The organism is Streptomyces sp. KM273126 (genome assembly GCF_004337435.2).
Lineage (GTDB): Bacteria > Actinomycetota > Actinomycetes > Streptomycetales > Streptomycetaceae > Streptomyces > Streptomyces acidicola.
Genome location: NZ_SJXB02000001.1, coordinates 6,770,144 through 6,785,425, shown reverse-complemented (window position 1 = coordinate 6,785,425; position 15,282 = coordinate 6,770,144). Strand labels below are relative to the sequence as shown.

At 74.3% G+C, this 15,282-nt stretch carries 1 protein-coding gene; it reads right to left on the bottom strand.

The genetic code is table 11. From position 1 onward, the window contains the following. Positions 1-127: 127 nt before the first annotated feature. On the bottom strand, positions 128-15,241 hold the full coding sequence (locus E0500_RS44280; protein ID WP_399120043.1) for a type I polyketide synthase: 15,114 nt from the start codon (positions 15,239-15,241) through the stop codon (positions 128-130). Between the last annotated feature and the right edge of the window lie 41 nt (positions 15,242-15,282).

Below are 15,282 nucleotides of genomic sequence, written 5' to 3'. Positions count from 1 at the left end.
GACGGTAGGTCGGGGCGGTCTCGGTTTTCCTTAGACCTGCCGGGCCGCCGCTCGGGCCTGCGCGGCCTTGGCACGCCGCGCGTCCGCGCACGGCACGTGTCGTGCCGTGCGCGGGTGTGGATGCGGATCAGTGCCCCTCGGACTCCAGTGTCCGCAGCCACTCCTCCATCAGCCGGGCGGTCTCGTGGGACTTCTCGGCGATGAGGGTCTGGTGGGTGGCGTCGATCATGCGGGTGGTGTGGGCCGGCACGGGAGGGGCCTCGTCGCCGCGGTCGACCGCGGGCATGGAGGTGGTGCAGCGGATCAGGAGGCTCGGCACGCCGGTCTTGTAGCGTTCCGCGCCGCCCGTGGTCATCCGCAGGAACCACTGGGCCATCGCCGACAGCCGGGCGCTGTCGAGCTTCACCGCCGGCTTGTCCATGTCGGCGAGGTAGTTCTCGTGGAAGAGGTCCCAGTCGACGCCCTCTCCCGACTTGTACTCAAGGCTGAGCGTGTCGAGCATGATCACGCCCTCGGGCCGGATGCCCCAGGTCTCCTCCAGTACGCCCGCCGCGCGGTAGGCGAAGGTGCCGCCCATGGAGTAGCCGGCGAGGACGAACGGCTCGCCCTCGCTGGCCAGCAGGGCGCTCTCGGCGATGAGCCGTACCGCGGCCTCGCTGTCGGCGGGCAGGGCCTCGCCCTCCGCGAAGCCGAGCAGCGGTAGCGCGCTGACGTGCCGGCGGCCGCGGAACGGGGCCGCCATACGGGCGTACTGGTGCACGCCGCCGGTGGCGCCGGGCGCGCTGACGCAGATCAGTCGGGGCAGCACGGGTCCCTCGGCCAGGGCGACGGGCTGCGGCAGTTCCGGTACCTCGGCGGTCAGTCCGACCTGGGGACGGGTCGCCGCGACCGCCATCAGCAGCCTCATGGCCTCAAGGGTCTTTCCGTTCCTGACGGTGTCGAAGAACAGGTTGACCACCGAGTCGGGGGCACTGTCCCGGGCGTTCGCGGTGAGTGTTCCGGGTCCGGCCGCCGCGCGGTTCCCGAGGGCGGCCAACTGGCCCTGGAGCCACTGGGCGAGCCGGGCGGGGGTGCGGTGGTCGAAGACCGCGGACGTCGGCACCCGCAGGCCGAGGGCCTCGCCGAGCTGATTGCGCAGCTCCAGAGCGATGAGCGAGTCGAAGCCCAGGGTGAGGAATTCGCGGTTCGGGTCCAGGGGCCCTTCCTCGCGTCGGCCGAGCAGCACCGCGGAGGTCTCCACGACGAGGTCGGTGAGCGCCTTGAGCTGCTCGGCGGCGTCGAGCCGGGCGAGCCGGTCGCGGAGCGTGGCGAAGGACCGGGTGGCGGTGGCGGCGGTGCGCCTGGCACCGCCGAGCAGGCCGCGCAGCAGGGGCGGTACATCGCCGCCGGCGCGTGTCCGGTCGATCCGCAGCGGCACGAGGTGGGCCTCGTCGCGGGTGAGCGCGGCGTCGAACAGGGCGAGCCCGAAATCGAGGCCGAGCGGCGGGGTCCCGGAGCGTTCCATGCGCTGCACGTCTGTCTCGGTGAGCTGCGCGGTCATGCCGGTACGGCGGGCCCAGAACCCCCAGGACAGGGAGGTGGCGGGCAGCCCCTGTGCGCGGCGGTGGACGGCGAGGGCGTCGAGGTAGGCGTTGGCGGCGGAGTAGCCGGCCTGGGCCTGGCTGCCGAGGACACCGGACACCGAGGAGTACAGGACGAACGCGGCGAGGTCCGACTCGCGGGTGGCGCGGTGCAGATGCCAGGCGCCGTCGGCCTTGGGGCGCAGCACGGCGGAGACCCGCTCGGGGGTGAGCGAGGGCAGCACGCCGTCGTCCAGGGCACCCGCGGTGTGCACGACGGCGGTCAGCGGGTGTTCCGCGGGCACCGCGGCGAGCAGCGCATCGACGCTGTCGGCGTCGGCGACGTCGCAGGCGGCGACGGTCACCGAGGCGCCGGCGTCGGTGAGTTCGGCCCGCAGGGCGTCGGCACCGGGCGCGCCCTCACCGCTCCGGGACGCCAGCAGCAGGTGGCGTACGCCGTGCCGGGTGACCAGGTGCCGGGCGAGTTCGCCGCCCAGGCCGCCGGTGCCGCCGGTGACGAGGACGGTGCCGTCCGGGTTCCAGTCGGCGACGCCTCCGGTGCTCTCGGCCGGCTTCCGCGCGGTGGCCCGGGCGAGCCTGGGCACGCGCGGGCGGCCGTCGCGCACCGCCCACTGTTCCTCCTCGGCCACGAGCACGGCGGGCAGGGCCGTGGCGGAGGTCTCCGCCCCGTCGAGGTCGACCAGGACGAAGCGGCCCGGGTTCTCCGACTGGGCAGAGCGGACGAGGCCCCATACGGCGGCCGCGGCCGGGTCGGTCACGTCACCACCGTCGGACATGTCACCGCCGTCGGGGGCGACTGCGCCGCGCGTGACCAGGAGGAGCCGTGAGCGGTCGAGCCGTTCGTCGCCGAGCCAGTCCTGAAGCAGCGTCAGGGTCCGGGTGACGGTGTCGTGCACGGCGTCGGGGCCTTCGCCGCCCGTGATGGAGACGAGGAAGCCGTGCGGGACGGGGCCGTTGTCGCCGTCCTCGCCGATGGCGGCGGCGAAGGTCTCGGCGTAGGCGACCACGCTCTCCCCCGCCAGCGCCAGGGCCTGGCCGAGGCCGTGGGCGTCGTCGCCGACGACGGCCCAGCGGGCGCCCGCGGGTGCGGGCAGGTCGGCCGGCGCGGGTTCCCATGTGAGGTGCAGCAGGGCGTCGCCCGGGTCGTCGGCCGGGGTCGCGGTGGGCCGGTCGGTGCCCGCGCGCAGGGTGAGGGTGCCGACGGTGACGACGGGGTCGCCCTCGACGTCCGTCGCGGCGATCGTGAGGGTGTCGGGTCCGGTGCGGACGATGCGGGCGCGCAGCACGGTGGCGCCGGAGGCGTGCAGGGTGACGTCCTGCCAGCCGAACGGCAGCATCCGCTCGTGGTTCTCCTCGCCCGCGTGGACACCGGCGTGCAGTACGGCGTCCAGGAGCGCCGGGTGCAGTCCGAGGCCCTGGGTGGTGCCGGCCGGTTCGGGCAGGACGACCTCGGCGTAGGCGTCGTCGTCGAGCCGCCACACGCCGCGCAGCCCCTGGAAGGCGGGCCCGTAGTCGAGTCCGGCGCGGGCGTAGCGCTGGTAGATGTCGCTCACGTCGACCTCGGTGGCGCCGGCGGGCGGCCACTCGGTGGTGTCGGGCGGGGCCGGGGTGGCGGGGCCGCGGGAGAGGACGCCGGTGGCGTGCAGTTGCCAGGGAGCGTCGCCGCGGGCCGGCCGGGAGTGGAACCGTATGCCGCGCCGGCCCTCCTCGTCGGCCGCGTCGACCCGGACCTGCACCTGGACGGCACCGCGTTCGGGCAGGACGAGCGGGGCGGCGATGGTGAGTTCGTCGACCCGGCCGCAGCCGGCGGCGTCACCCGCGCGGACGGCGAGTTCGAGGAATCCGGTGCCGGGGAAGAACACGGCGCCGGACACACGGTGTTGTCCGAGCCAGGGCTGTGCGGACAGGGACAGTGTGCCGGTGAGGACCAGGTCGCCGGAGTCGGCGACGGTGACGGCGGCGCCGAGCAGCGGGTGCCCGGTCGCGTCGAGGCCGGCACCGGACACGTCGGTGGTCACGGCCCCGGCGGTGGGCCAGTACCGCTGCCGCTGGAAGGCGTACGTGGGCAGATCGACGACCCCGGAACGACCGGGGCCGGCCGCTGCCGCCCAGTCCACGGGGACGCCGCGGACGAAGGCTTCGGCGAGGGAGGTGAGCACCCGGTCCGTGCCGTCCTCGCCGCGCCGCAGCGTGCCGACGGCGACGGCGTCGGTGCCGGCCGCCTCGGCGCACGACTGGACGGCGCCGGTGAGCACGGGGTGCGGTCCGGACTCGACGAATCGTGTGCAGCCCTGTTCGAGCAGCGCGTGCACCGCGTCCGCGAACCGCACCGTCCGGCGCAGGTTGCGGTACCAGTACTCGGCGTCCATCGCGGCGGTGTCGAGGCGTTCGCCGGTGACCGTGGACAGCAGCGGGATCCGCGGGGCGCGGGGGGTGAGGGGCGCGAGGTCGGTGAGCAGGTCGGCGTGCAGGTCCGCGACGTGGGCGGAGTGGGAGGCGTAGTCGACGGCGATGCGCTTGACGCGGACGCCGTCGTCGGAGAGCCGGCCGAAGAACTCGTCGAGCGAGGCGGCGTCGCCGCTGACGACGACGGCGTCGGGGGCGTTGACCGCGGCGAGGGACAGCCGCCCGTCCCAGGCGGCGATGAGGGGTTCGACGTCGGCGGCGGGCAGCGGGACCGCGATCATGCCGCCGCGTCCTGCGAGCCGGCGGGCGATGGCCCGGCTGCGCAGGGCCACGACGCGGGCGCCGTCGGTCAGGGACAGCGCACCGGCGACGACGGCTGCGGCGATCTCGCCCTGGGAGTGTCCGACGACCGCGTCCGGGGTGACGCCGTGCGCCTCCCAGACCGCGGCGAGCGCGACCATGACCGCCCAGGTGGCCGGTTGGACGACGTCCACGCGCTCCAGCGCGGGGGCGCCGTCGGCGCCGCGCAGGACGTCGGTGAGGGACCAGTCGGTGAATTCGGCGAGCGCGGCGGCGCATTCGGCGATGCGCGCGGCGAACACCGGGGACTCCTCCAGCAGCCGGGCACCCATACCGGCCCACTGCGCGCCCTGCCCGGGGAAGACGAGCACGGTACGGCCCTCGCCGTCGGCGGTACCGCGCACGACGCCGGCAGTCACCGCGTCGCCCGCGGTGAGCACGTCCAGTCCGGCGAGGAGGGCGTCGCGGCCGCTGCCGACGACGACCGCGCGGTGCTCGAAGACGGCCCGGTCGGTGGCGAGGGCGTGGGCCACGTCCGCGAGGTCCAGGGCGGGGTCGTGGGTGATGCCGTCGGCGAGCGCGGCGGCCTGGCCGCGCAGTGCGGCGGGGGTGCGGGCGGACAGCACCCACGGCAGCGCACGCCCGACCGACGTCGCGGCGCCCCCGTCGTCATCCGATGCCGACGGGACGGACTGGGCAGCCTGTTCGAGGACGACATGCGCGTTGGTACCGCTGATGCCGAACGAGGACACGCCTGCCCGGCGGGGCCGCCCCGTGACCGGCCAGGGCCGGGCGCGGTCGAGCAGTTCCACCGGGCCCGTCGACCAGTCGACGTGCGACGACGGCGTCTCGACGTGCAGGGTGGGCGGCAGGGTGCCGTGGCGCAGGGCCATGACGGTCTTGATGACGCCGGCGACTCCGGCGGCTGCCTGCGTGTGCCCGATGTTGGACTTCACGGAGCCGAGGAGCAGGGGCCGGGCACGCTCGGGCCCTCCGAACACCGCCATCAGGGCCTCTGCCTCGATGGGGTCGCCGAGCGTCGTGCCGGTGCCGTGCGCCTCGACGGCGTCGATGTCCGCGGGCGTGAGTCCGGCGGCGCCGAGGGCCTGGCGGATGACGCGCTGCTGGGAAGGTCCGTTGGGGGCACTGAGCCCGTTGGAGGCGCCGTCCTGGTTGACGGCGGAGCCACGGACGACGGCGAGGACGCGGTGCCTGTGCCGTTCGGCGTCGGACAGCCGCTCCACGACGAGGACTCCGACGCCCTCGGACCAGCCGGTGCCGTCGGCCGCGTCGGAGAACGCCTTGCAGCGGCCGTCCCCGGCGAGGCCGCCCATGGCGGTGAAGCCGGAGAAGCTGGAGGAGCTGGTCATCACGGTGACGCCGCCGGCGAGGGCGAGTTCGCACTCGCCGCCGCGCAGCGCTTGGGCGGCCAGGTGCAGGGAGACCAGGGAGGAGGAACAGGCCGTGTCGACGGTGGCCGCGGGCCCCTCCAAGCCGAACACGTAGGCGATACGGCCGGAGATGACGCTCGCCGCGAGGCCGGTGCCGAGGTGGGTCGCCAAGTTCTCGGCGGTCCCGGCGGAGCGGGAGACGAGTTCGGCGTAGTCCTGCCCGTTGGTGCCGACGAAAACGCCGGTGCGGCTGCCGCGCAGGGTGTGCGGGTCGATGCCGGCCCGCTCGAACGCCTCCCAGGCCGTCTCCAGCAGGACGCGCTGCTGCGGGTCCATCGCAAGGGCCTCGCGCGGGCTGATGCCGAAGAACTCCGGGTCGAAGTCGGCGACGTCGCCGAGGAAACCGCCCTCCGCGGTGGCGCTGTGCCCGCGGCCCGCCCCGGCGAGGACGTCGAGGTCCCAGCCGCGGTCGGTGGGGAACGGGCCGATGGCGTCCCGGCCGCCCGCGACCAGCTCCCACAGGTCCTCCGGGGACCGGACGTCGCCGGGGAAGCGGCAGGCCATGCCGACGATCGCGAGGGGTTCGTCGGGGGCGGCCCGACCGGCCGGCGGCGGCGCGGCCGCGGCGACCGGCTCGCCGAGGAGCGTGTCGAGGAGATGCTCGGCGAGGGTGCGGGGCCGTGGATGGTCGAAGAGCAGACCGGCGGGCAGCGGCAGGCCGGTGACCCGGGCCAGCCGGGTGCGCAGCTCCATCGACGTCAGCGAGTCGAACCCGAGGTCCTGGAAGGGCTTGTCCGGCCGGATCGCGGCGGGGTCGGGGTGGGCGAGGACGGCGGCGGCCTGGGTGCGCACCAGGTCGAGCAGCAGGGGCAGCCGCTCACCGGGGGCCGTGGCGTGCAGCCGGTCCCGCAGCGCGCGGCGGGCTTCCTCACCGGCGGAGCGTGAGGTGCGGGCGGTGCGCAGGGCCTCCCGGCCGGCCGGGAGGGCGGCCAGGGCGGGCGACGGGCGGAGGCTGAACAGCGCCTGGAGGAACGGCGGATGCTGGAGGTCGGCGACAACGGTGACGGGGTGCGGTTCGGCGACCAGTTCGGCGAGCGCGGTGAGCGCCGCGACCGGATCGAGCAGTGCGGCGCCGGAAGGCCGCTCAGCGTCCTGGACTCCGGCGGCCATGCCTGCGCCGTCCCAGGCACCCCAGGCGACGGACGTGGCGGGCAGGCCCTCGGCCCGACGGCGCTGGGCGAGCGCGTCCAGCACCGTGTTGGCCGCGGCGTAGTTGCCCTGCCCCGGGTTGCCCACCGCGCCGGCCACCGACGAGAACAGCACGAAGGCCGACAGATCATGCTCGCGGGTCAACTCGTCCAGCAGAAGCGCGGGCCGGACCTTGGCGTGGAAGACGTCTGTGAACCTGTCGGGCGTCAGCCCGTCCAGCACGGCGTCGTCGAGGACGCCGGCGGCGTGAATGACGGCGGTGAGTGGCGCGTCGGCAGGGATCGCCTCCAGCGCGGCGGAGAGCTCCGCGCGGTCGGCCGAGTCGCACGCGGCGATGGTCACGCGTACCCCGAGCTCTGCCTCCAACTCCTGTGCGCCGGGCGCCTGTCGGCCACGCCGACTGAGCAGCAGCAGATGCTCGGCACCGTGCTCGGCGGCCCACCGGGCCACATGCCCGCCCAGCGCACCCGTGCCACCCGTGATCAACACCGTCCCGGACGGCTCCCACACCGGAGCCTCCTCCGCACCCGGCGCCGGCACGAAACGGCGACCGAAGACACCGGCGCCGCGCACGGCGGCCTCGTCCTCGTCACCGGGAGCGGCGAGGAAGGCGGTGAACCGGCGCAGTGCGGCGTCATCCGGCTGCACCGGCAGGTCGATCAACCCGCCCCACCGGTCCGGGTACTCCAGAGCGGCGACCCGCCCGAGCCCCCACAGGGCAGCCTGCGACGGATCGACGGGTCCCTCACCGGAACCGGCGGTGGTGACGGCGCCACTGGTCACCGACCACACGGGCGCGTTCAGACCGGCGTCGTCAAGGGCCTGGAGGAGCAGAACCGTCGCGGGCAGGCCGGCGGGCACGTCGCCGGAGAGCGTGACGGTGTCGGCGGCCAGCAGGGATACGACGCGGGTGACGCGGTCAGCCGTCGCGAACTGCCTTAGCTGCGCGGCGAGTTCGTCACGATCGGTGGTGTCCGCGACAAGCAGCGCGGTGTCCGGGCCGAGCGCGTCGGTGACGGCGCGGGCCCAGGGCGCGGCGGCGTGGTCGGCGGGCAGGACCGCGAGCCAGGTGCCTTCGCGGCGACCGGCTGCCGTGGCGGTCAGCGGCTGCCAGGTCTCGCGGTGACGCCAGGAGTCGACGGTCGTCCGTACTCGGCTGCGGCTTCGCCAGGAGGACAGCGCGGGGACGATCGCGTCGAGCGCGTCGGGAGCCACATCGAGGCGCCCGGCGAGGGCGGTGATGTCCGCGCGCTCCACGGCGGCCCAGAACTCGGCGTCCGCGCCGGAGCCCTGCGGTACCGGTTCGGCGGCCTCGGGCCAGTAACGGGCCCGCTGGAAGGCGTACGTGGGCAGGTCGACGCGGCGCGCACCGGTGCCGGTGAAGCAGGCGGGCCAGTCCACGGGAACGCCGGTGGTGTGGAGCCGGGCCAGCGCGGTCACGGCGGCCGTCTCCTCGTCCTGGTCCCGGCGCAGCAACGGCACGGCCTCGATGGCGTCCGGCACGCTCTCCGCAACCTGCGGGGTGAGAACGGCGTCCGGACCGATCTCCAGGTAGTGCCGCACACCCGCGTCCCCGAGCGCCCGCAGCCCGTCACCGAACCGCACGGTCTCACGAACGTGACGGACCCAGTGCTCGACGGAACGCGCGTCACCGCCGGCCAGGTGGGAGACCAGGCGCAGGGTGGGCTCGCCGAAGGTCAGCCCGGCGAGGGCGGTACGGAAGTCGTCGAGCATCGGGTCCATCAACGGCGAGTGGAAGGCGTGGCTGACCGAGAGACGCGTGTGCCGCCGCTCCCCCAGCGCCGCCAACGCCCGCTCTACGCCCTCCTCGGTACCCGAAAGCACCACGGAACGCGGCCCGTTGACCGCAGCCAACGCCACTTGCTCCGTCAGATACGGGAGCGCCTCGGCCTCCGTCGCCTCCACGGCGACCATCGCGCCGCCCTCCGGCAACGCCTCCATCAACCGCGCCCGCGCCGACACCAGCGCGCACGCGTCCGGCAGCGACAGCACCCCAGCAACGTGTGCGGCCGTGATCTCACCGACCGAATGTCCGGCAACGTACTTGGGCACGACACCCAGCGACTCGGCCAGCCGATACAGCGCCACCTCGACCGCGAACAACGCGGGCTGAGCCACACCCGTACGCTCCAACGCCTCCGGGCTCGAACCCCACATGGCCTCCCGCACCCCAGTCGGCAGCTGCCCCAACACCTCATCGAGGGCCTGCGCGAACACCGGGAACCGGCCGTACAACTCCCGTCCCATCCCCAGCCGTTGAGCACCCTGACCGGAGAAGAGGACGGCGACCGGGCCGGGTTCAGCAACCGCCCTCGCGGCCTCGGTGAGTCCGTCGGGGGTGGCGAGCAGGACGGCCCGGTGGGGGAAGGCGGAGCGGCCGACGGCCAGGGAGCGGCCGACGGCCAGGGAGTGGCCGACGTCCACGGGGGCGTGGTCGCCCGCATGGGCGCGGATCCGGGTGATCTGGGCGTCCAACGCGGCCTCGCTGACGGCGGTGACGGGCCACGGCACCGCGCTCGGGGTGACGGCGACCGTCTCCTGCTCCTCCGCCGCGGCCTGCGGGGCCTGCTCCAGCAGGACGTGGGCATTGGTGCCGCTGATGCCGAACGAAGACACGCCCATGCGGCGCGGGCGGCCGGTGTCGGGCCAGTCGGTGTTGGCCGTGGCGATCTCGACGGCCCCCACGGACCAGTCGACGTGGGACGAGGGCACATCGGCGTGCAGCGTGCGCGGGACCACGGCGTGGCGCAGGGCCATGACGGCCTTGATGAGTCCGGCGGCGCCGGCCGCGGCCTGGGTGTGCCCGATGTTGGACTTCACCGATCCCAGCAGCAGCGGCCGTTCACGATCCTGACCGTACGTCGCCAGCAGGGCCTGCGCCTCGATCGGGTCACCCAGCCGGGTGCCCGTACCATGCGCCTCGACGGCGTCCACCTCGGCCGGCCTCAACCCCGCCGACGCCAGCGCCTGCCGGATCACCCGCTGCTGTGACGGACCGTTCGGCGCCGTCAGCCCGTTCGACGCACCGTCCTGATTGACCGCCGAACCGCGCACGGTGGCGAGGACGGGGTGCCCGTGGCGCACAGCGTCCGACAGTCGTTCGAGTACGACCATGCCGACGCCCTCGGACCAGCCGGTGCCGTCGGCGTCGTCGCCGAAGGCCTTGCAGCGGCCGTCCTCGGCGAGGCCGCCGTGGTGACGGAAGCCCATGAAGGCGGCGGAGGTGGTCATGACCGTGACGCCGCCGGCCAGGGCGAGGGAGCACTCGCCGCTGCGCAGCGCCTGCGCCGCCAGATGCAGCGACACCAGCGACGACGAGCACGCCGTGTCCACGGTGACCGCCGGGCCCTCCAGGCCGAAGACATAGGAGAGCCGGCCGGAGATGACGCTGGCCGACAGCATGACGCCGCGGCCCTCCATGTCCTTGGCGCGGGCGATGAGGTGGTGGTAGTCGACGCCGTTGCTGCCGACGAAGACGCCGGTGCGGCTGCCGCGCAGGCTCTGCGGGTCGATGCCGGACCGCTCGAACGCCTCCCAGCCGGTCTCCAGCAGCAGCCGCTGCTGCGGATCCATGGCGACCGCCTCGCGCGGGCTGATGCCGAAGAACTCGGGGTCGAAGTCGGCGGCGTCGTGCAGGAAGCCGCCCTGGCCCTGGATCTCCCAGCCGCGGTCGGTGGGGAAGGCGGTGATGGCGTCGGTGCCGGAGGCGACCAGCTCCCACAGCTGCTCCGGCGTCCGCACCCCGCCGGGGAAACGGCAGGCCATGCCGACCACGACGACCGGGTCCTCGGTGGTGTCGGCCGGCTCGGCGGCGAGCAGCGGGCCGTCCGACTCGTCCTGGCTGCCGAGAAGTTCAGCGACAAGATGCTCGGCAAGGGTGCGCGGCCGGGTGAAGTCGAAGAGCAGGCTGGCGGGCAGGGCGAGGCCCGTGGCGCGGGCGAGCTGGTTGCGCAGTTCCATCGACGTCAGCGAGTCGAAGCCGATGTCGTGGAAGGCACGTTCGGCGTCCACGGCCTCCGGTCCGGCGTGGCCGAGGACACCGCCGGCGTGGGTGCGCACCAGTTCGAGCAGGAGCGGGACGCGCTCGTCCTCGGGGGCGGCGTACACCTTGCGACGCAGCACGGATGCGGCGGAGCGTGTGTCGTCGCGGAGCCTGCGGGCCGCGCTGCGGGCCTCCTCGGCGGTGGGCAGGGCGCTGAGGGCGGCGCACGGGCGGATACTGAACAGCATCCGCAGGGTGTCCTGCTGCTGGAGGTCGGCGACGACGGTCACTGGGGCGGCGTCGACGGAGAGTTCGGCGAGCACGCCGAGGGCGAGCCCGGGTTCGAGGGCGGTGGCGCCGGTTTCGCGCAGCGCATCGGTCAGCGCTGCGGCCATGCCTCCGCCGTCCCAGGCACCCCAGGCGACGGACGTGGCGGGCAGACCCTCGGCCCGACGGCGCTGGGCGAGCGCGTCCAACACCGTGTTGGCCGCCGCGTAGTTGCCCTGCCCCGGGTTGCCCACCGCGCCGGCCACCGACGAGAACAGCACGAAGGCCGACAGATCATGCTCGCGGGTGAGCTCGTCCAGCAGCAGCGCGGGGCTGACCTTGGCGCGGAACACGGCGCCGAAGCGCTGCGGGGTGAGGCCGTTGAGCACGGCGTCGTCGAGGACACCGGCGGCGTGGACGACGGCGGTGAGTGGCGCGTCGGCCGGGATCGCCTCCAGCGCGGCGGAGAGCTCGGCGCGGATCGCCGTGTCGCACGCGGCGATGGTCACCCGCGCGCCGAGCGCGGTCAGCTCGGCCTCCAGCTCCTCGGCCCCGGGCGTCTGTCGGCCACGGCGGCTGAGAAGCAGCAGATGCTCCGCACCGTGCTGTGCCGCCCAGCGGGCCACATGCCCGCCCAGCGCACCCGTACCCCCCGTGATCAACACGGTGCCCGACGGCTCCCACACCGGGGCCTCGTCGGCACCCGGCGCCGGAACGAGGCGACGCCCGAAGACACCACCGCCGCGCACGGCGACCTCGTCCTCCTCGCCTCCACCGGCGAGGTGAGTGGTGAACCGGCGCAGTGCGGCGTCGTCCAGGTGTCCGGGCAGATCGATCAATCCACCCCACCGGTCGGGGTACTCCAGAGCGGCGACCCTCCCCAGACCCCACAGTGCGGCTTGCAGCGGCTGCACGGTGTCGTCCGGCGAGGCGGCGACCGCGCCGCGGGTGGCGGCCCAGATCCGGGTGCGGATCCCGGCGTCGTCCATGGCCTGGAGCAGTACGGCGGTGTCGACGAGGCCGACCGGGACGCTGGTCCAGCGGGTGGCGTCGGTGCCGGCGAGCAGGGAGACCACGCCGGTGAAGCGGGTGCCGTCGGCGGTGAGCCGGGACAGTTCCTCGGCGAGTTCACCACGCGCGGGCCGCTTGCCGAGCCGGACGGACACGGTATCGGGGCCGAGCGCACCGGTCACGGCGTCGAGCCAGGCGCTGTCCGTGTCGGGCCCGTCGGCGGGCAGCACGACCAGCCAGGTGCCCGATGGTCCGGCAGCGGGTGCCGTGGGCAGCGGCTGCCAGGTCTCGCGGAAGCGCAGGGCGTCGGACAGCGACCGGGCGCGGCGTCTGCTGCGCCAGGCGGACAGCGCGGGGACCACGCCGCCGAGCGCCTCGGCGCCGATGTCCAGCCGGGCGGCGAGCGCCGCCAGGTCCTCGCGCTCCACGGCGGCCCAGAACTCGGCGTCCACGCCCGCACCGTCACCGGACACCACCATGGCATCGGCGGGCTCGGGCCAGTAACGCTCGTGCTGGAAGGGGTAGGTGGGCAGGTCGACGGTGCGGGCGCCGGTGCCGGCGAAGAGCGCCGGCCAGTCCACGGGGACGCCATGGGCGTGGAGTCGGGCGAGGGCCGTCACGGCGGCCGTCTCCTCGTCGCGGTCCCGGCGCAGCAGCGGTACCGCGGTCTCGACCAGGGGCGTGAGGACTGCGTCCGGGCCGATCTCCAGGAAGTGCCGCACACCCGCGTCCGCGAGCGCACGGACGCCGTCGGCGAATCGCACGGTCTGACGGGCATGCCGCACCCAGTGGTCGGGCGAGGCGAGGTCGGCCGGACGAACCGGCGCTCCGGTGACGGTGGAGACGACATCGATGTGCGCCTCGTGGGCGGTGAGCCCGGTGAGGGCGGTGCGGAAGTCGTCGAGCATCGGGTCCATCAGCGGCGAGTGGAAGGCGTGGCTGACCGAGAGACGCGTGTGCCCCCGCTCCCCCAGGGCCGCCAACACCCGCTCGACATCATCCTCGGAACCCGAAAGCACCACCGAACGCGTCCCGTTGACCGCAGCCAACGCCACGTCCTCCGTCAGATACCCCCGCACCTCCTCCTCGGCCGCCTCCACCGCGACCATCGCGCCGCCCTCCGGCAACGCCTCCATCAACCGCGCCCGCGCCGACACCAACACACACGCGTCCCGCAGCGACAACACCCCCGCCACATGCGCGGCCGTGATCTCACCCACCGAATGACCCGCAACGTACTTGGGCACGACTCCCAGCGACTCCACCAGGCGATACAGCGCGACCTCCACCGCGAACAACGCGGGCTGCGCCACACCCGTACGCTCCAACGCGTCCCGGCCCTCACCCCACATCGCCTCCCGCACACCAGAAGGCAACTGGGCCAACACCTCATCGAGAGCCCGCGCGAACACCGGGAAACGGCCGTACAACTCCCGCCCCATACCCAACCGCTGCGCACCCTGACCGGAGAACAGCACAGCGAGCGGACCGCCCTGGGCCTCGCCCCGGGCCACCTCGGCCGGCCGGTCCCCCGCGGCGACCAGCACCGCGCGGTGCTCGAAGGCCGAGCGGGCGGTGGCGAGTGAGTAGCCGACGTCCAGTGCCGGGTGCCCCTCCGCCTGCGCGCGGATCCGGTCGAGCTGTTCGTCCAGCGCGACCTCGGTGCGGGCGGAGACCGGCCAGGCGACGATGCCGGGGGTGATGGTGACCTGCTGCGGCTCGGGGGTGGCGGCCGGGGTGTGCTGCTCGACGATGACGTGGGCGTTGGTGCCGCTGATGCCGAAGGACGACACGCCGACGCGACGCGGGTGCCCGGTGTCGGGCCAGTCGGTGGTGGAGGTGAGGAGTTCGACGGCGCCCTCGGTCCAGTCGACATGGCCGGAGGGGCGGGCGACGTGCAGAGTGGGCGGCAGGACGCCGTGGCGCAGGGCCATGACGGCCTTGATGAGTCCGGCGGCACCGGCCGCGGCCTGCGTGTGCCCGATGTTGGACTTCACCGATCCCAGCAGCAGCGGCCGTTCACGGTCCTGACCGTACGTCGCGAGCAACGCCTGCGCCTCGATCGGGTCACCCAGCCGGGTGCCCGTACCATGCGCCTCGACGGCGTCCACCTCGGCCGGCCTCAACCCCGCCGACGCCAGCGCCTGCCGGATCACCCGCTGCTGCGACGGACCGTTCGGCGCCGTCAGCCCGTTCGACGCACCGTCCTGATTGACCGCGGAGCCCCTCACCACGGCGAGGATGCGGCGGCCGGCCCGCACCGCGTCCGAGAGTTTCTCCAGTACGACGACACCGATGCCCTCCGACCAGGTGGTGCCGTCGGCGTCGTCGGAGAACGCCTTGCAGCGCCCGTCGGACGCGAGGCCGCCCTGAACGTCGAAGCCGGCGAAGGCGGCCGGGGTGGTCATCACGGTGACGCCGCCGGCCAGGGCGAGGGAGCACTCGCCGCTGCGCAGCGCCTGCGCCGCCAGATGCAGCGACACCAGCGACGACGAGCACGCCGTGTCCACGGTGACCGCCGGGCCGACCAGGCCGAGGACGTAGGCGACGCGCCCGGATATCACGCTGGCGGCGAGGCCGGTGCCGGCGTGCCCGGACAGGTCCTCCTTCGCGGTGTGCACGAGGCGGACGTAGTCCTGGCCGTTGGTGCCGACGAAGACGCCGGTCTGGCTGCCGCGCAGGCTCTGCGGGTCAATGCCGGACCGCTCGAACGCCTCCCAGCCGGTCTCCAGCAGCAGCCGCTGCTGGGGGTCCATCGCGAGGGCCTCGCGGGGGCTGATGCCGAAGAAGCCCGCGTCGAAGCCGCCGGCGTCGTCCAGGAAGCCGCCGCGGCCCTGGAGGTCCCAGCCGCGGTCCGCGGGGAACGCGGTGATGGCGTCGGTGCCGGAGGCGACCAGCTCCCACAGCTGCTCCGGCGTCCGCACCCCGCCGGGGAAACGGCAGGCCATGCCGACCACCGCGACCGGCTCGTGGCGCCCCGACTCGGCCTCGTCGAGACGTCGCCGGGTCTCGTGCAGGTCAGCGGTGACGTACTTGAGGTACTCGACGAGTTTTGCTTCGTCCGGCATCGTCAATGCCCTTTCCTCGGTGGGAGACCGGTGGGGAGATGTGACCG